This is a genomic window from Shinella sp. NM-101 (assembly GCF_021401195.1).
GTDB lineage: Bacteria > Pseudomonadota > Alphaproteobacteria > Rhizobiales > Rhizobiaceae > Shinella.
The window spans coordinates 264850-282162 of record NZ_JACBFT010000007.1; the positions used below are offsets into that span (position 1 = coordinate 264850).

The 17313-nt window shown below is 62.9% G+C and carries 17 protein-coding genes; 3 read left to right on the plus strand and 14 right to left on the minus strand.

The features are described 5' to 3' along the window. Positions 1–28: 28 nt before the first annotated feature. The 3 genes from L0976_RS15750 (at position 29) to L0976_RS15760 (ending at position 2201) form a co-directional block, all read left to right on the plus strand. Positions 29–679, plus strand: a complete 651-nt coding sequence (locus L0976_RS15750; RefSeq protein ID WP_234188232.1) for an amino acid ABC transporter permease — start codon at positions 29–31, stop codon at positions 677–679. Between the two features lie 2 nt (positions 680–681). Then, positions 682–1341, plus strand: coding sequence for an amino acid ABC transporter permease (locus L0976_RS15755; RefSeq protein ID WP_234188233.1), 660 nt, complete (start codon positions 682–684; stop codon positions 1339–1341). A gap of 152 nt (positions 1342–1493) precedes the next feature. Next, a complete protein-coding gene (locus L0976_RS15760) occupies positions 1494–2201 on the plus strand; it encodes a GntR family transcriptional regulator (protein WP_203317723.1) in 708 nt (235 codons plus the stop codon). Positions 2202–2354: 153 nt separating this feature from the next. On the opposite strand, the gene L0976_RS15765 is transcribed toward L0976_RS15760, so the two are convergent. The 14 genes from L0976_RS15765 to L0976_RS15830 form a co-directional block, all read right to left on the minus strand. Next, the gene (locus L0976_RS15765) at positions 2355–3551 is read right to left on the minus strand and encodes a CaiB/BaiF CoA-transferase family protein (protein WP_234188234.1); all 1197 of its coding nucleotides are present in this window, start codon (positions 3549–3551) and stop codon (positions 2355–2357) included. A 54-nt stretch (positions 3552–3605) separates the two neighbouring features. Continuing rightward, positions 3606–4349: a cyclase family protein gene (locus L0976_RS15770; protein WP_255695989.1), complete on the minus strand. Its 744-nt coding sequence runs from the start codon at positions 4347–4349 to the stop codon at positions 3606–3608. 2 nt (positions 4350–4351) lie between these two features. Beyond that, positions 4352–5344, minus strand: a complete 993-nt coding sequence (locus L0976_RS15775) for an ABC transporter permease (protein WP_234188236.1) — start codon at positions 5342–5344, stop codon at positions 4352–4354. Between the two features lie 17 nt (positions 5345–5361). Beyond that, positions 5362–6888 (minus strand): sugar ABC transporter ATP-binding protein, encoded by a 1527-nt coding sequence (locus tag L0976_RS15780; protein WP_234188237.1) that lies wholly within the window; start codon positions 6886–6888, stop codon positions 5362–5364. Positions 6889–6949: 61 nt separating this feature from the next. Continuing rightward, positions 6950–7996 carry a sugar ABC transporter substrate-binding protein gene (locus L0976_RS15785; protein WP_234188238.1) on the minus strand — a complete coding sequence of 349 codons (1047 nt, stop codon included), beginning with the start codon at positions 7994–7996 and terminating at the stop codon, positions 6950–6952. A 72-nt stretch (positions 7997–8068) separates the two neighbouring features. Further along, positions 8069–8929, minus strand: a complete 861-nt coding sequence (locus L0976_RS15790; RefSeq protein WP_203317717.1) for a cyclase family protein — start codon at positions 8927–8929, stop codon at positions 8069–8071. Between the two features lie 27 nt (positions 8930–8956). Then, positions 8957–9973 (minus strand): hypothetical protein, encoded by a 1017-nt coding sequence (locus tag L0976_RS15795; RefSeq protein WP_234188239.1) that lies wholly within the window; start codon positions 9971–9973, stop codon positions 8957–8959. A 42-nt stretch (positions 9974–10015) separates the two neighbouring features. Further along, entirely contained in the window at positions 10016–10627 is a 612-nt protein-coding gene (locus tag L0976_RS15800) for a DAK2 domain-containing protein (protein ID WP_234188240.1), read from the minus strand. Next, entirely contained in the window at positions 10624–11622 is a 999-nt protein-coding gene (locus L0976_RS15805; protein WP_234188241.1) for a dihydroxyacetone kinase subunit DhaK, read from the minus strand. Before L0976_RS15805 ends, L0976_RS15800 begins: the two co-directional genes overlap by 4 nt. An 11-nt stretch (positions 11623–11633) precedes the next feature. Then, positions 11634–13382: an acetolactate synthase catalytic subunit gene (locus L0976_RS15810; protein ID WP_234188242.1), complete on the minus strand. Its 1749-nt coding sequence runs from the start codon at positions 13380–13382 to the stop codon at positions 11634–11636. 69 nt (positions 13383–13451) lie between these two features. Next, entirely contained in the window at positions 13452–14267 is an 816-nt protein-coding gene (locus L0976_RS15815) for a CoA-transferase (RefSeq protein WP_234188243.1), read from the minus strand. After that, positions 14264–15166 (minus strand): CoA transferase subunit A, encoded by a 903-nt coding sequence (locus L0976_RS15820; protein ID WP_234188244.1) that lies wholly within the window; start codon positions 15164–15166, stop codon positions 14264–14266. The genes L0976_RS15815 and L0976_RS15820 overlap by 4 nt, the downstream gene beginning before the upstream one ends. Before the next feature lie 25 nt (positions 15167–15191). Next, positions 15192–16181: an ABC transporter permease gene (locus L0976_RS15825; protein ID WP_234188245.1), complete on the minus strand. Its 990-nt coding sequence runs from the start codon at positions 16179–16181 to the stop codon at positions 15192–15194. A 54-nt stretch (positions 16182–16235) separates the two neighbouring features. Continuing rightward, positions 16236–17297 carry a sugar ABC transporter substrate-binding protein gene (locus L0976_RS15830; protein ID WP_234188246.1) on the minus strand — a complete coding sequence of 354 codons (1062 nt, stop codon included), beginning with the start codon at positions 17295–17297 and terminating at the stop codon, positions 16236–16238. Positions 17298–17313 lie beyond the last annotated feature (16 nt).

Below are 17313 nucleotides of genomic sequence, written 5' to 3' on the forward strand. Positions count from 1 at the left end.
CGGTCGCAGATATAGGATGGGTGCACGGATGACCTGGAGCGTATTGAGCGAATACCGAGATCTTTTTGTCTGGAGCATTTGGACGACATTCCAGCTCGCCGTCATCTCCTGGATCGTCGCCGTCACGATTGCGCTCGTGATGAGCGTGATGCGGACCTCTCAAAATATGACGCTCCGCTTTGTCGGAGCGGCCTATGTCGAGTTCTTCCGCAATGTCCCGCCGCTGGTGATCATCTTCGTTCTGTTCTTTGCGTTTCCGCAATTGGGAATCCGCCTTTCGAACTTCGCCTCGGTCGTTTGGGGCGTGGGCCTCTACGGCGGCGCGATGATGACGGAGTTCATTCGCAGCGGCATAGAGTCCCTTCCGCGCGGGCAGTTCGAAAGCGCCATTTCGTCAGGAATGAGCCGTGGTCAAGCCATGCGCTACGTCATCCTTCCACAGGCCATTTCAATAGTGGTGCCTCCGCTCGGATCGGAGACCATCAATATCATCAAGAACACATCGCTCGGAGCCGCGATTTCCATGACCGATGTCCTTGGAACGGCAAATCTTCTGGGCGCGCGGACGTTCGCCTATGACGTCGTCTTCCTGGCGGCGGGCTCGATCTACCTTCTGTTCAATATCCCTACGGCGGCAGCTTTCAAATATTTCGAGGCCCGGACGCGGATGGGAAGGTGACCATGTTCGAACTTGACTGGCTTTTGCGCGGCAGCATCCTGCTTTTCCTCCTAAAGGGGTTTGGGGTAACGCTCGCGCTTGCGTTCCTGTCGGGGGCGATTGCGTTTTGCCTGGCGATTTTCCTGGCTGCTGCCCGCACATCCCGCAGCCCTTTCATCAGCCTTCCGGCCGCAGGCTACATCGAACTGGTGAGAGCGCTCCCGCTGATGCTGCTGATCTTTGGGGTCTTCTTTCTCTCGAAGCCGTTTCTCGGCATAGCCCTTACCCCTTTCCAGGCGGGCATCATCGCCCTCTCGGCATTCATGGCTGCGTTGCTCGCCGAGACCCTGAGAGCAGGATTAAACTCTATAGAAAAAGGGTTGATCGAAGCCGGGAAATCACAAGGGCTTTCGTCCGTGCAGGTGTTCCGGCTGATCCAGTTCCCCTTGATGGTAAGGCGCATGGCGCCGGCGCTGGTCAGCCAGTTCATCGCGCTCCTCAAGGCGACTTCGTTGACGGTGGTAATCGGGGTTCCAGAGCTTCTGGACAGGGCGACGGTGCTTTCAAACAGGCCACCATTCCAGCCGCTTCCAGTCTACCTGCTGATCGCGTTCGCATTCTTCGCGACAAACTACCTTCTGTCGCTCTTCTCGAACTGGCTCCAGAAAAGAGCAGAAAAATAGACGAAGCTGTATTCCTGGATGAACACTGGTATTGTCACTACAAACTTTCCCCGGCATTGACGCTGCACGCCAAACGCGCAGTCGCCTAGGCCCCGGATAGACATGAAGGCAGGTTTTACATGGCCAGGATTCTAGGCGCGAAGGACGACCCTATGCAACTCGTTACCGGCAGGAGCCAGGAGCCAGGCGGGAGCCTCGTCGACCAGATCGCCAACGAAATTGTCGGGATGATCAACAGCTTTGAGATCAAGCCGGGCGAGCGCCTCAACGAGGGCGAGGTTGCCAGACGGCTCGGCGTCAGTCGGACCCCGTTGCGCGAGGCGTTGAACAGGCTATCGACGGACGGCTTTCTGACGGTCCAGCCGGCCAAGGGCTTCTTTTCCCGTGGTCTCAGTCCCGTGGACATCTATCAGCTCTATCAGTTCCGGGCGCTCATCGAGGCCGAGGGCGCGCGCCTGGCCGCCGCTCACGGCAGCGCGAAGGCGATCGACGACCTGGAAAAATTCCTCGACGATACTGCAACGCCTGACGACGAGACGATCAAGAACCTCGTCTGTTTCGACGAAACCTTCCACGAGTCGGTTTTGCAGATGGCAGGAAACGATGAGATGCTTCGCGTTCTTCGTAGCCTGAACCAGCGCATCCGGCCGGTGCGATGGGTAGACCTCAGCCGGCGAGGACGCTCGACCACACAGAGCGAGCATCGCCAGATTCTCGCCGCAATACGCTCGGGCGACGCATCGGAAGCAGCTAAGCTGATGAGCTTTCATGTTTCCAAGCGGCTGGAGGAAATTGATGCCGCCGTGAGGCAGTTGTACGGACAGATATATGTCGATGGCGTCAAGGCCATCGCCTATTGAAGAAATGCGTGCGGCTTCCGAGACCGCCCCTCGATCACCGAAAGCGCCATCTCCGCTCGACGCAACGGCGTCAAACGGGCCCCGTCCGATGGATGCCGAAGCCTGGTAACTCCAGCCTCTTCGCTCACGTCCGAATGAACAACCTTCCAAAGCTCACATCTGGATGAGCCGCTTTTCCCTCAGTGCCTCGATGGCGTCCTCATCCAGGCCCAGCCAATCGCCGAGGATTTCGTCGGTGTGTTCGCCCAGAACGGGCGGCGGGCGGCGGATTGCGAGCGGCGTGTCGCTCAGGTGCATCGTCACACCGGCCAGCGTGATCTTTCCGGCCTTCGGATGCTCCATCTCGACGAGCTGACCCCTGTGATGCAGTTGCGGGTTTTCGACCACGTCCTTCATGGTGGCGATCTTGCAGGCGGGGATGCCGTAGGTGTTCAGCGCCTCGATCACGGCTTGCGTGTCATGCTCCAGGCACCAGGCCTGGACGACATCCTCGATCGCCGCCGCATTCTGGAGGCGCAGCGGCACCGTTTCGAAACGCGGATCCTGTACCAGTTCCGGCTTGCCGATCATGGCGCAAATGCGCGCGAAAAGCGGATTGGTGCCGGACACAATCAGCACATATTCGCCGCTCCCGGTAGAAAAGACATTGGCGGGCGACGAATAGCGGTCACGGTTGCCGGTTCGCAGCGGCGTGACGCCCTGATCGGCCTGGGACGACAGGCCAGTCGTCAACATCGAAACCGCGCTGTCGAGCAGGGCGACGTCGATCATCTGCCCCTTGCCGGTGCGCTCGCGGGCGTAAAGGGCGGCCACAGTGGCATTGGCGCCGTACATCCCGGTCATGTAGTCGACGTAGAATGTGCCGGCGAGCATCGGCGGCCCTTCCGGCTCGCCCGCGAGCGACATCAGGCCGCTCATCGCCTGGGCAATGCCGTCGAAGCCCGGCCGCATCGCATAGGGACCATCCTGGCCGAAGCCCGACAGGCGCGTCATCACCAGTCGAGGATTTGCCGCGTGAAGCACGTCCCAGCCGCATCCCATCTGTTCCATGGTACCGGGTCGAAAGTTCTCCACCAACACATCGGCCTGCCTGGCAAGCTCGATGAGCATCTGCGGCGCATCGGCATGCCGGAAGTCGAGGATCATCGAGCGCTTGTTGCGATTGAGCGACATGCCGTAGAGGCTCTCGCCGTTCTGGAAAGGCGGGAAATGCCGGCCATCATCGCCATAGCCGACCTTCTCGACCTTGATGACGTCGGCGCCCATGTCGCCAAGGATTTTGGTGCAATGCGGTCCCGCGATGAAACGGGAGAGGTCCAGAACTTTAATACCGTCGAGTGGGGCAGTCATCGTCGTCTCTGTTTCCGTTTCAAATCCGTTTGGCGGCATGAAGGCGACCGTGCTTTAGCTGGTTTCATCTGCCGCAGAGCTTTGCACCGATATCGCCCTTACAGGCGCGCCGGTGCCGCCTGCGACATTCAACGGCAGCGCCATGAAGAAGCTCTCGGTCTCGATCTGCGACAGATTGCAGACGTTCTCGAGAATGAGGATGCCGCGCGGCAGGAGCGTGAGGTGCGCGGCCAGATCGTCGCCGCCATCGCCGGGATCGAGACTTATGCAATCCGTGCCGACCAGCTTGACGTGCTTTTCCGCCAGATATTCCGCGGCCGAACGGGAAAGGCCCGGCCAGCTGTCGAGAAAATCGAACCCCGCCTCGCCAGTCGCCCACTTGTCGCCCCAGCCGAAGTCGAAGAGCACGATATCGCGCTCTTCGATCAGGATGTGGGCGGCTTCCCAGGCGCGGATATCTTCGGCGGTAACCTGGATATTGTTGGCCGGGAACGGACCGAAACAGAGCTTTACGGCCCGGCCGATGAACTGGTCGATCGGTACCTCGTCGATGTTCTTGCGCGCCGGGTCGCCTTCCCGCACGAAATGCGAGGGCGCATCGACATGCGTCCCGCTGTGCTCGCCCAGGACGAGCTGGTTCATTTCGGCCGGATCGCCCATCGAGCACCAGCGCATCTGGAAGAATTTCGGATGCGTCGGATAGGTCGGCATGCCGAATTCCATCCGTCGTGTCAGGTCGGTGATGCGGGAGCTGCCGAATATCTTCAGAAGCGAACGCGTGTTTTCACAGCCGCACATATCTAGCCTCTCTTGAGTTGCCGCGCCTCGGAGCGGGCCGTGATGACGGCGATGATGAGGACCAGGCCGTTGAAGATCGGCTGCATCCAGAAGGGCGCGCCCAGAAGGTTCAGCCCGTTGAAGCCGACCGCCAGCAGCAGGATCGCGACGAGCGTTCCCGGGACGTTGAAATAGCCGGGCTTGTAGGTCGTCACGCCGAGAAAGGCAGCCGCATATCCCGGCAGGAGCAGGTCGGGGCCGAAGCCGGCACTTGCTGCACCGCTCTGGCCAAGTTCGAAGACACCCCCGATCGACACGATCAGGCCGGCAAGCGTGAAGGCGAGCACCTTCACCCGTTTCGTCTTGATGCCGGCCAGGAACGCCACGCGCTCGGAACCGCCGACCGCATAGAACTTGCGGCCCATCGGCATCTGTTCCAGCAGGTAGAAGAGAACCACGGCAATCAGGAGGGTGAACCACACACTGACCGCCAGCCCGACGAAGGATGTCTGGCCGATCGCGAGAACGAAGGGCGGAATGCCGTTGAACAGCACCTGGCCGCCACTGAGGCTGAGTGTCAGGCCGCTGAGCAGGATGCCGATGCCGAGCGTCGAGATGAATGAACTGATCTTGAAGGTCACCGTCAGCAGACCGCTGAGGAAGCCGACGCCCGTCCCCGCGATGATCATCGACGGGATGACCACGGACGCGTCAAAGCCGGCACCGCCGAGATAGGCGCCGAGCATGACAACGAAGCCGATCAGATAGCCGAGCGACAGGTCGAACTCGCCGACGATCAGCGGGAAAAGGGCTGCGAACGCGACGCAGGAGACGACCGTCTGGACGACGAGTATGTTCTGCAGGTTGCGCGCCGTGACGAACTGGTTGCTCAAGGAGGCGAAGACGATGATCAGCAGGACGAACAGAAGCACCGTCGCATACCGCGTCAGAAGCGCCTTTCCGAAGGCGGCGAGCGAAGAGTGGTTCTCGCCGGGATGTGCGGAGGTGGTGGGCATCGGGCTTGGCTCCGTACTCATGAATAGGACCATTCGGAAATCTTGCCGCGCGTCACCTCTTCACCTTCGAGGCAGGCGCAGATACGCCCGTTGCGCAGCACGAAGATTTTCTGGCAATGCGCCGCCAGCTGATCAGGCTCGGTGGACAGCAGGATGATGGCAACGCCGTTTCTCGCGGCGGCATGCATGGCGGCAAACAGCAGGTCGCGGGCATTCGGATCGACGCCCTGCGTCGGGTCGTCCAGCACCAGCACGGCCGGTGCAAGAGAGAGCCATTTCCCCAGGATGACCTTCTGCTGATTGCCGCCGCTCAACGTGCCGAAGATCGCCGAGGCATCCGGCGGGCGAACGTCGAGCATGCGGATCAGGCGGGCGGCGAGCTCGGATTTCTGCCTGCCGCGATGCCACCATCGTTCGCTGGAAGGCAGGGTCAGGTTGTCGCCCATGGAAAGCGTCGCCACGCCGCCGGATCGCAGCCGGTCGGCCGGAAGGACGCACAGACCGGCCTTGATGGTGATGCTCGGATCGGCCTTTCTGGGCAGAACCTCGCCATCGACGAGAATATCGCCGGAGCTGCAAAAGATCTCGCCGCCCAGCAATTGCGGAATTTCCTGGAGGCCGCTGTCCGCCAATCCAGCAAAGCCGACGACCTCGCCCGCGCTCACCCTCAGGTCGATGTCTCGCAGGATCGAGGCGGACACCTTGCGAAACTCAAGTGCGGGATACGTCGATGCCGCGCGCCTGGCGGAGCGCGCCTGAGCCCAGTAGGCGTCGATATCCGCGGTGCTCACCGGAGAACCCTTTGTCGCGGCTTTGCTCGGCCCCGCCATGTGGGCGACGATCTCGTTGTTGGAGATTGCCGCCTTCGGTCCACTGTGAACGAGCCGTCCATCCCGCAGGATGCTGACGGTCTCGACGCGTCCCTCCAGTTCGGCCAGTCGGTGGGTGACCATCAGAATGGCAAGATCATCGTGCGCGACATCCTGGACATGCTGGAGGAAGGCTTCAGCCTGTTTTTCCGTCAACGAGGCGGTCGCTTCGTCCAGGATCAGAAGTTCGATGCCCGTCTCGACGCGGTCGAGCGCGATGACCAGCGATATCAGGGCACGCTCGTTGGCGGTCAGCGAGCCTGCGATGCGTTTGGGATCGATCTCGACCTTATAGCGCGAAAGCCGGGCGGCGGCCCCGGCATAGAGGTTGGGCCAGTCGATGCGGCCATGCCGGCAAGCGTATGACCCGAACAACGCCATGCACTCGCCGACCGACAACGTGTCGATCAGCGGCGCTTCCTGGTGGACGACCGCCACGCCCATGGCATTGGCATGATTGGGCGAGCTGAAAGCCGAAAGCTCCTTCCCGCCGATACGGATCAGGCCGCCATCCGGCTGGTAGACACCCGAAATGATCTTGCTCAGCGTCGACTTGCCGCTGCCGTTCGCGCCCAGCAGGGCGTGCGTCTGCCCCGGCAGGAGCGTAACGCTCACGTCGTCAAGCGCCTTGAGCCCGGCGAAAGTCTTGGTAATGCGCGCAACTGAAACGGTCACTTCGATGCTCCCGCGAACGCACCGGAGAGCCGGGACATCCCGGCTTCTCCGGTGCACACGATCACTTCCACAGGGCGTAGAACCTGTCTTCGTAGCTCGGGTCGGCTGTCCAGTCCTTGCCCGGGGCCGGCATGTTGTCCTTGTGCAGCACCGTGAAGGGCAGGCCTTCGCCATGCGGTTCGGCCAGCGGCTGCTTGTTGAGCAGGCGGATCGTCTGGTCGACGATCGCAAAGCCCATATAGCGGTTGTCATAGGCGGCATCGGCCACCTGGATGCGTCCGGCGCGGATGAAATCCAGGTTCTGCTGGTTGCCGAGGACGCTGACCAGCTTCACCTGGCTGCCGAGATTGGCGAGCTGCAGCGCCGTCACCTGAGCTGCAGCCGCCGGATCGAAGGGCGAAAACAGGTAGTTCGTATCGGGATTGGACCGCACGAAGCCTACGGTCTGCTGGCCGAGCGTGGTTCCGACCTGGCTGCCGGTGAAATATTGCAGATCGGAGATCTTGCAGTTCTTGCAGTCCTTCAGGCCATCGAGCAGGCCGGCCTGCAGCGCCATGACGGAGGGAAACTCCTTATCGCTGAAGACGCCGATATTGGCCTTGCCGTCCGAGTCCTTGACGATCCATTCCGCCGTTTCGCGGCCGAGCGCTGCATAATCGGGGGCGACGTCGAAAGCGTAAGTCAGAGCACCTTCCGCAGGCTTTGCGACCGGATTGGGCGTATCTATGCCGTTGGAGCCGGAAACCACCGGAATGTTCGCCTTCTCGGCCGCAGCCAGGCCGAGCTGGACCAGGTTGGGATCGATGGCGATATTGGCGATGACATCGGCGCCCGACGAGACGGCGTCCAGCATGGCCGCGTTCTGCTGGCGCGCATTGCCGCCGCCATCGAGCACCGTGACCTTCCAGCCGAGATTCTTGCCGATTTCGCTGATCGCGTCCGCCGGTGCGACGCAGCCATGCAGGACCGAAAAGCAGGTGATCACGGTGACGTTCAACTGCGCCGGCGCCTTGGCCGGCTCGGTCGGTCCCTTGAAGTCATCGGCTGCGGCAAGCGTCGCACAGGATGCGCAGGCCATGAGGGCTGCCCCCAGAATAGTACCCTTCATTGTCGTTCTCCTCACCTTGTTGTTCTAAAAACAGGACCGGCCACGGCCGGCGCCTTTCATGGCATGACAGCCTCAGGCGATTGCCAGCGGCCGAACAAGTGATCCCGTCGCGCCCGAGATCGGCAGCGGCATGCACAAGAACAGGAATTCGGAAATGCCGTCGCGCGACAGTTCCTCCTGGTAGACCCATTCGAGAATGGGCACGCCGTTCTCCTGCAGCAGGAAGCGGTGGACGGGCTGCGGATCGCCGTCGATGCCGGACGGCACCACCTCCAGCACGACATTGTCGGCGCCGACGGCCGCCGGGCCGAACTCCATCAGCCATTGCGCGCCTTCCAGATTGAGGCCCGAGCCCTCCGAGCGCGCCACCAGTTCCTTGTCCGGCCAGCCGTCCATGGTTCCGGTGCGGATCAGCACGACATCGCCCCGCGCCAGCAAGATGCCTTGCCGGGCACATGCCTTTTCCAGCTCCGCCTTGCCGATCGGCTGATGCGCCTCGAGCCGCTGAAGTCCGAGCGCTGCGGGGATGTCAAGCATGACGCCGCGGCAGACGAAGGGCGGCAGGGCGGCCGCGTCCTGGCACATGGGCCCGAAGTCGCCCAGGCACTCGTCGGCACTGTAGCCGCCATGCCATTCGGAATGCGCGCCGCAGGTGACATGGGCAAGGGCGTCGATATGCGTGCCCGTATGCGTCGTGCACATCAGAAGTTCGGAGATGAAGCCGAAGTTCACCCTGTTTTCGCGCAGGAACTCGAGGTCCTTCTGGTTGCGCTGGCCTCTCGGCGTCCGGTAGGTCAGCACCTGGAACTGCGGATGTCCCTCTGCCAGCGGCATTCCCGGCCACCACCCCGAGCAGAGATCGTATGCCTTTCCTGTCCTGGGAATGCTCAGGGCTTCCAGCGGGATGTCGAGAACCGGAAATCTTGATGACATGAGCTTCTCCGATGTTGGCGGGCGCGATCACAGACCGAGTGTGCAGGACGCCCAGCCGACGACGGTCATGCGGCTGTCGGAAGCCCGTCGCACCCAGACCTCAAGCTCGACCCTGGTCCTGCCGTCAGCATCCTTCGAGACCGCCGTGATCTTGCCGGTGAGCGCGATCGGGTCGAAGACCTGCAGCGGCGCGATAAACTTCAGCTGAAACCATCCGCCGGTGAACCAACTCGGGCCGAAGGCGCCCGCCAGCATTTCGCCGACAAGACCCGCCTGCTGCTGGCCCTGGACGATCGGCACCGGAAGATCACCGTTTCGGGCGATACGGATGTCGCTGTGGATGTTGGTCACATACTCGCCGATACGCGAGAAGACGGCTGCCTGCTCGGCCGTGATGATCTTCTCCATGGGAGCGATCACGTCTCCCACCTTCGAACCGGCATCGATGCGGTCGATGTAGCGTGGATTGTCCGGAAGCTCGCCGGTCACGGCGCGAGCGGGCGCCTCGCTGCTGGCGCGTCCGCCGATCGCGCCGGGCACCGTGCGCAGGATTTCGACGCCGCGGTGGCGGACCAGGCTTCGCCCGTCCTCGCCCGTCGCCTGCGCCTCCATGATTACGTAACCCTGCCCGCGCCGCACGTAGGATTCGACGTAGGCACCCTTCATCGTGACCTTTTCACCGAGGCGGACGGGGTTGTCGAACCACATCTGCTCCTCGGTGTGGAAACCGACCGTCTTGCTGCCGCGGTATTTCAGCGTGAAAAGCTGCACCAGATCGTTGCCGAGCAGGCAGGGATGGCCGATGCGGCCGCCACCGAAGGGGCCAGCACTCAGATACCATGGATTGTAATCATCCTGGGTGAAGGCGAACCGCTTGATCTTGTGGTCGTCAATGACGATCAACACGGGGCCGAATTCCTCGGGAATGTCGAGGTTTTCGAACACCGGCTCCTTCAATCCGGCTTCGAGGTCATCGACGGTCAGGGCCCGCCGGGGATCGGTCAGGTCGCGCCAGAGCGCGGCTTTGTCGGCATTCACGGTCATTGCAGTCTCCTCATCGGCATCGATACGTCCGGCGCTCGGCGCTCAGTCGTCGGCAGTTTGATCTTTCGCCAAAGCCTCGGCGATTTTCGCAACGGCAAGCATTCCCGGATCGTCGACCCCGATCGTGGCGTCGCCGAACATGCGCGCCCTCCCGACCCTGTTGGGACGGCTGCGGAATGTCTCGAGCGCGGACATCGCAGCGTCGGCCGCAGCCGGCAGCGTCGGCTCTTCGGATACACGCCGGACTATGGCATCGATCGAATCGAGGACGGTCTTGTCGCCCAGCGAAGCCTTGCCGCGTGACATCATCGCATCCAGCGCCGCGGCGAGCAGCGTTGCGAACTCGTCGGCATCGACCGCAACCCTGCCCTTGGTCTCCCGTCCGAGCGTCATCAGAGCGGTGGCGACGAGCGTTCCGAGGCTTGATCCGGTCGAGACGGCGGCCGCGCGGGCGAGAGCCGAAAAGGCTGCCCCGACATCGGCTGTCTGGGAGATATCCGTCTTTGCCAGGCCGGCAAACAGACGTGCCAGCATGGTGCCGGTGTCCCCATCGCCGAGCCTGGCGTCGGCGGCGTTCAGCGCCTGCTCCATCTCGCCCATGGCGCCGTTGACGGTCACAACGGCAGAGGAAAGGCCGGCCGGTGTGATGCTCATGGCTGAACCTTCCAGAACGGGCAGGATGAAGGCGATGCGAGCAGCGCCTCGATTTCCGGATCGGCGAAGCACAGGCTGACCGACACGCCGGCCATTTCCATCGACGTGGCAAAGTGGCCGACGAGCGGCTGGACGATCGTGATGCCGGCCTCGCCAAGCTTCTTCGAAACCCGGCGATAGAGGATGAACAGCTCTTCCAGCGGGGTTGCGCCGAGGCTGTTGACGAGCACCGATGCGCGCGTGCCGCTGCCCTCCGGCCGGTCGGCCAGCAGCCGCTCGACCATCTCGTCGGCAATCTCATCGGCGGGCCTGAGCTTGTCGCGCCAGATCCCCGGCTCGCCATGAATGCCCATGCCCATCTCGATCTCGTCTTCGCCGAGAACGAAGGATGGCCGGTCTGCGCCCGGAACCTGGCAGGGCGACATGGCCACGCCGATCGTTCGGGTCAGGTCGACGGTGCGCTGCGCGATGGCTGTAACCGCGTCAAGATCGGCTCCGGCTTCGGCAGCCGCGCCGGCCGCCTTGTAGGCGTAGATGATACCGGCGACGCCGCGGCGCTTCTGACGCTCCTCCGGGCCGGCGCTGGCGATGTCATCGGTGCCGAGGACCGTCGTGGAGCGGATGCCCTCGTCCTCGAGCATCTCGCCGGCCATGTCGAAATTCATCCGGTCGCCGCCGTAATTGCCGTAGAGGCGCAGCACGCCCCTGCCCTGGTCGGCAAGCTTCATCGCCTCGATGCACGAACCGACCGTCGGCCCTTCGAACACGTTTCCGATCGAGCATGTGTCGAGCAGGCCTTGGCCGACATAGCCGGTAAACAGCGGCAGGTGACCGGATCCGCCACCGGAGACGACGCCCACCTTGGGCGCGGCAGGCGTGGTCCGGCGGATCACCCGGCCGCTTTCGCCGTCACGCGTCAAAGACGGATTGGCCTCGACCAGACCGTCAAGCATTTCGTCGACGAAGTCCTGCGGACGGTTCATCAGTTTCTTCATGAACCTTCTCCTCAGTAGCTCAGCGCCGGATTGTCGTTGAACATGGTGATCGGCGGATAAGCGAGCTCGTCGGTGACGACATCGAGGACCGTGGTCCTGTCCGAGGCGAGCGCGGCCTTCAAGGCCGGCAGGAAGTCCTCGGCCTTCTCGATGCGGATGCCGTCGCAGCCAGCCGCGCGCGCAATCGCCGCATGATCGACCGGGGTAAAATCGCAGGCATCGGAATATTCGCCGAAGATGACCTTCTCGGCATGCTTCTCATAGCCGAGGATCGAATTGTTGAGCACTGCGACGACCACCGGAAGCTTCATGCGCCGTGCCGTTTCAAGTTCCGACCAGACATGCGCGAAACCGCCATCGCCGACCAGTGCGAAGACTGGCGCCTCTGGATTGGCGGCCTTTGCGCCGATGGCAAAGGGCAACCCCCAGCCGAGCCCGGCAAGACCGCGCGGCGTGATGAAGCGCTGGCCGGGCTTCCGGGCCGTGAGGAAGTTGGCGACCCAGATCGACGAGTAGCTGGCATCCGAGACGACGATCGTGTCGGGCGTCAGCAGGCTATCGAGGTCGCTCATCAGACGCTCGGGCCGCAGCGGGCTCTGATCGGAACGGGAAACCGCCTCGCCGTCCTTTCTCCCCTGCTCCAGCGCCGTGGCGATGGTCTGCTCCAGGGCGGCGCGAGCACCGTGTCGCCTGGAAAGGTCGAGCTTTTCGAGGGCTTCCTTCAACGCAACGATGCCGAGCCTGGCATCGCCCACCAGACGCAGCGCCTCGTAATTGCGGCCGACCTCGCTGGAATCGATGTCGAGATGGATATAGGTCGCGTTCTTCGGGTAGAGCTGCCAGCTATCCGTGCCGTTCTGGTTGGTACGGTTGCCGATCAGCAGGATGACGTCCGCCTCGGTGACCAGCGAGCGAAGATGCTTGCTGCGGCTCCTGTCGGCCATGAAGTACCCGACGACACCGGCGCTCAGCGGATGCGTCTCATCGACGGCACCCTTGCCCATCACCGTGGTCGCGACGGGAATGGACGCCGCATCCTGCAGGGCGGCGAGTTCGGCGGCCGCATCGGAGATATGAATCCCGCCGCCGGCGATGATCAACGGTCGTTCGGCCTTCGCGAGCAGGGCGGCAGCCTCGGCGACACGCTTCGGATCCGGACCACAGCGATCGACCGGAAAACGACCGAGGGACGCATTCCTCGGCATGGCTTCCTGCGTGGGCGTATCGACGAACATGTCGATCGGCGCAATCAGGACCGCGGGGCCGGGTCGGCCCGACGCCGCTGCGGTGAATGCCATATCGACATATTCGTCGATTCGGTTGACGTCGGCTACGCGCTTGATCCACTTGGCGACTCCCTTGAAGAGATCGAGGTGATCGAGCTCCTGGAAGGCGTTCTTGTCGGCGAAGGGACGCGCCACATCCTGTACGATGGCGACGACCGGAACGGAGGCCTTCATTGCTTCGGCGAGCCCAGGGACCAGCAGCGTCGCGGCCGGGCCGTTCTGCGCGGTGACCACCGGAACCTTGTGCGACATGCGGGCATAGGCGTCCGCCATCACGGCGCCGGCATTTTCCGTGCGATAACCGATCTGGCGAATGCCGTAATGGGGCGTGGCGAGAAACAGGGCGGCGGGAATGGCCTGGCCGAAAATCACCTCGACGCCGTGCCGCTTGAGGGCAGCCGCGAAGACGTGCGCCCCGGTTGCGTTGGACCGCTTGGCGGTATCGGGTTTAACTGCTGTGGTCGTGTCGTTCATAAGAGTATTCCATTCATTAAAGGCAAGGCGCCGATGTCGTGTTTCGCTTGGGAGGCTCGATCGGGAGGATCAGGTCGGGCTGAAGAGGATCCGCCGCGGGTCGATCTCGCGGCGAATGATGGTGAGCTCGTCGTCGCTCGGCCGCGGCGTGGTGGGAACACCGCTCAGGTCGCCGAGATCGAAGCCCGTCGCATCGCGAAGCTCGTCATGCCCGACGCCTTCGTGGATCGACCGCACCCGGATCCGGCCGGCGACGCGGTCGAAATCGAAGACGCATTTGGGGGTGAGCACCAGCGCCGGGCCGCCCCAGGCGAGGCCGAGCGACTTGCGGCCGGCCTCCCCGCCGGGAAAGCCGACGCCGGAGATGAAATCCACCTTCTCGACGAAGTTCCGCCGGTCGTGATGCGGCATCATGATGTATTCTCGCCGGAAGAGCGTCATGTGCTCCGGCTGCAGGATGGGACCGACCAGCCGTACCTTGGGCTTGTCATAGGGACCGATGCAGACGCTGTTGATGTTGCCGACCGTATCGACCTGGACGGCACTGGAGAAACCGAAGCTGATATCGCCGCGCTTCAGCGCCCACTGGCCGGGATAGTCATAGGTCTGTGCTTCCGTCGACAGGTCGCGCAGCACGGCGTCGTGCTCGCTGTCCGGCATGGCCTCGAGCTGGCTGAAATCGGGATTGTGATAGCAACCGGCAAGAAGCAGTGTCAGGTCGGGCGCATGCGTCCGGCGCGCCAGTTCCATCGCGACGATCGGGATGGCGGTGCCGAACATCGCGGCCGCCTTGCCGGTGAGCAGGCCGGTGAAGCCGACTTCGCCGTTGAGGAATTCCTTCGCCAGAACCGCGGCAAGGGTTTCGTAGAGGGTGGGCTCCGTCATAGCAGGCTGTCCATATCCTTGAGCCGCGCCAGCTGTGCCGCACCGACTGCTTCGAGGTAGGCGTCGTTGCCGCCGTCGAGATGAACGAATTTCTTAAGGTAGGCCGCCGTCGCTTCCGCGCTCTCGGATGCGGCGACATACTCGCCATAGTGCTTTTCGTCCGCGTGATAGGCGCCGAGCGCCGGCGTCGGATGCGCGCCATAAGGCAGTTCGACGACCGAGCTCACCTTGTAGGAGGGCAGTTCCACCAGGCGCGAATGCTTGCGGATGAAGGCGTTCGACACGAGCTTCTCGACCGTGACGATGACGGTGTCGCAGGAGCGGCCCATCAGCACGTCATTGCTCTGCGGCAGCAGCCGGCGCGCCGGAAAGACCACATTGCCGCGCTCGTCGGCCGCCAGCGCATGGATCACCACGACATCGACATCCGCTGCCGGGACGGCGTGCATGGGATGCCCGGTCATCGGGCAGGCGAAGGGCTTGATCGCCGGATTGTACCTGACGATGTCACTGCCGCCGAGAAAGGGAACGGGCCAGAAGGCGAGCCCTTCCTGACTGGCGCGAAAGCGATCCCAGCTCACCATTTCCGGATAGTCGACGACCTTGACCTTGCCGCGCTCGACCGCCCGCCGATAGTGGCGGGCAAGGCCATGCTTCTCCAGGCCGACATAGGACGTCTCGACGCACGACAGGCAACCGCCTGCCGCAAGCAGATCGACGTCGTAGGATTGCGCCGAACCGACGACCGTCAGGTTCTTGCGGCCCTGGCGGACGAGTTCGCGCACGAAGCCCATCGGCTTCTGGTAGACCGCAAAGCCGCCGAAGGCCAGGCGCGTCCCGTCCGGCACGCGCGCGGCGGCCTCTTCCAGGGATTGCAGTTTCGAGGAGGGACTAGGCATTGTCTGTGCTACCACCGTTAAAGGTTCAGGCCTGACGCTTGCGGAGCATGCTCCACCAGACCGCCAGAATGATCACGAATCCCTGGGCAATCAGGAAGACGACGGGATCGAGGCCGTTCAAGACCATGCCGTTGCGCAAAACCGCGACGAAGAGCACGCCGATGACGGTGCCGACGATGCGGCCGACGCCGCCGGTCAAAAGCGTTCCGCCGACGATCACCGCGGCGATCACGTCGAGTTCCATCAGTTCGCCGACGGTCGGCGTTCCCGAATTCAGCCGCGAGACCAGGAGCACGCCGCCGATTGCCGCAAGAAGCTGGATCATGATCATCACCGTGATCCGCAGCCGTCCCACATGGACGCCATAGCGGGCCGCGGTTTCCGGGTTGCCGCCGACCGCATAGACATGCTGGCCGAAGCGATGCTGGGACAGGAAGAACCACCCGAGCAGGATCGCCAGGATCATCACCCAGACCGGCAGCGAGAGGCCGAGGAACATCGCATACCAGATGTTGCCGAACGCCGGCGGCAGCCCGCTGATCGTCAGTCCGTCGCTGATGTAGAAGGCGATCCCGCGCAGGCCCGAAAGCAGGCCGAGCGTGGTGATGAAGGTCGGGATGCCCCAGACGACCCGCAGCACGCCGGTAAACGCGCCGACGGCAGCCGCCTCGACCAGCACCAGCAGGAGGGCAGCCGGCACCGGCATGCCATGGTTGACGACCAGCAGCGCAAACAAAGTGCCGGAAAGACCGACCTGGGCGCCGACCGAAAGATCGATCTCGCCGGCGATGATGACGAAGGTCATCCCGACCGCGACCATGGCGATCACGGAGGTCTGCTGCAGCATCGTCGCCCAGTTTTCGAGCGTCAGGAAATTCGGCGCGTTGAAGCTGAAGAAGATCGACAGCGCCACCAGGGCGACGGCGACACCGATTTCCGCGCGCCAACCGGAAAGGTTGAGTTTGCGGTCGGCATGCGCCGGGGAACCGGCAGTTGCGCCAGCAGTATTCGACATGGAAACCTCTATGATTGAATGGCCGACGGATCGGCCATGAAGACGACCGACACGTCAGTTGTTCGCGAGGGATTTCACGAGGTCGAGATATTCCTGGATCTCGTCGGGATTTTCGCGCGTGTAGACCTTGCTTTCGACCGCAACATTGCGTGGAACGTTCTCGCCCTTCAGGTGCCTGGCAGCAGCCTCGATCGCCGAATAGCCAACGACATAAGGCTGCTGGTCGGCAACGGCGAAAACCTTGCCGTTCGGATCGAGCAGGTCGGCTGCCAGCTCCTGGCTCATGTCGACGCCATAGAGCCGGACTTCGGCCGACTTGCGCCGCGCGGCCTGGGCAGCGCCCGACAGGGAGCCGGAATTCGAGGCCCAGATCGCCGCCGTCTTCGGGTCGCGCTGCAGGATGTTCTCGTAGGCGTTGGCGCCGAGTTCCGGGGTGGCCGCAGCGACTTCGCTGCCGATCGTGATTCCCTCGCCCTTGAGCGTCGAAAGCAGGCCGTTCTTGCGCGGCAGCATGTTGGGGTTGGTGGGCGGCAAGGTGATCAGGCTGACGGTATTCTTGCCGCCGTTGAGCTTCGAGAGCTGCTCCGTCATCACCGTTCCGAGCTCGGCGGCCATTTTGAAGCCGTCGACACCGATCGTGTGCTTGGCGATCGACTTGTCGGCGAGCGCGGTGTCGAAATCGACGATAACGATGCCGCGATCGGCGGCGCGCCTGGCAGCCGCAGCAGATGCGTTGACATCAAGCGGGGGCATGACAATCGCCTTGACGCCGCGGGTGACGAAGTCCTCGATGACCTGAGCCTCGGTCGGAAGTTGGCGGCGGTTCTGGCCGACCTGCAGGGTCACCCCGTATTTCTCCGCAGCATCGCTCATGCCGCGCTCGACCTGCTGCCAATACTGCGAGTCGCGGGCATAGACCACGGCGCCGATCACATCTGCGGCCTGGGACTGACCGGCCGTCATCACGGCCGCAGCCGCCAGCAATCCAGCAACGAATTTCTTCATGATCCATTCCTCCCTTTTTTGTAGAAGCGAAGCCACCTCCCGGCTCGGGCTGCCAAAGACAGCGCCACACTTCACGAAACGTTTTCTGAAAACGTTTTTATAAAAAATCACAGGCGTGGATTGCTGT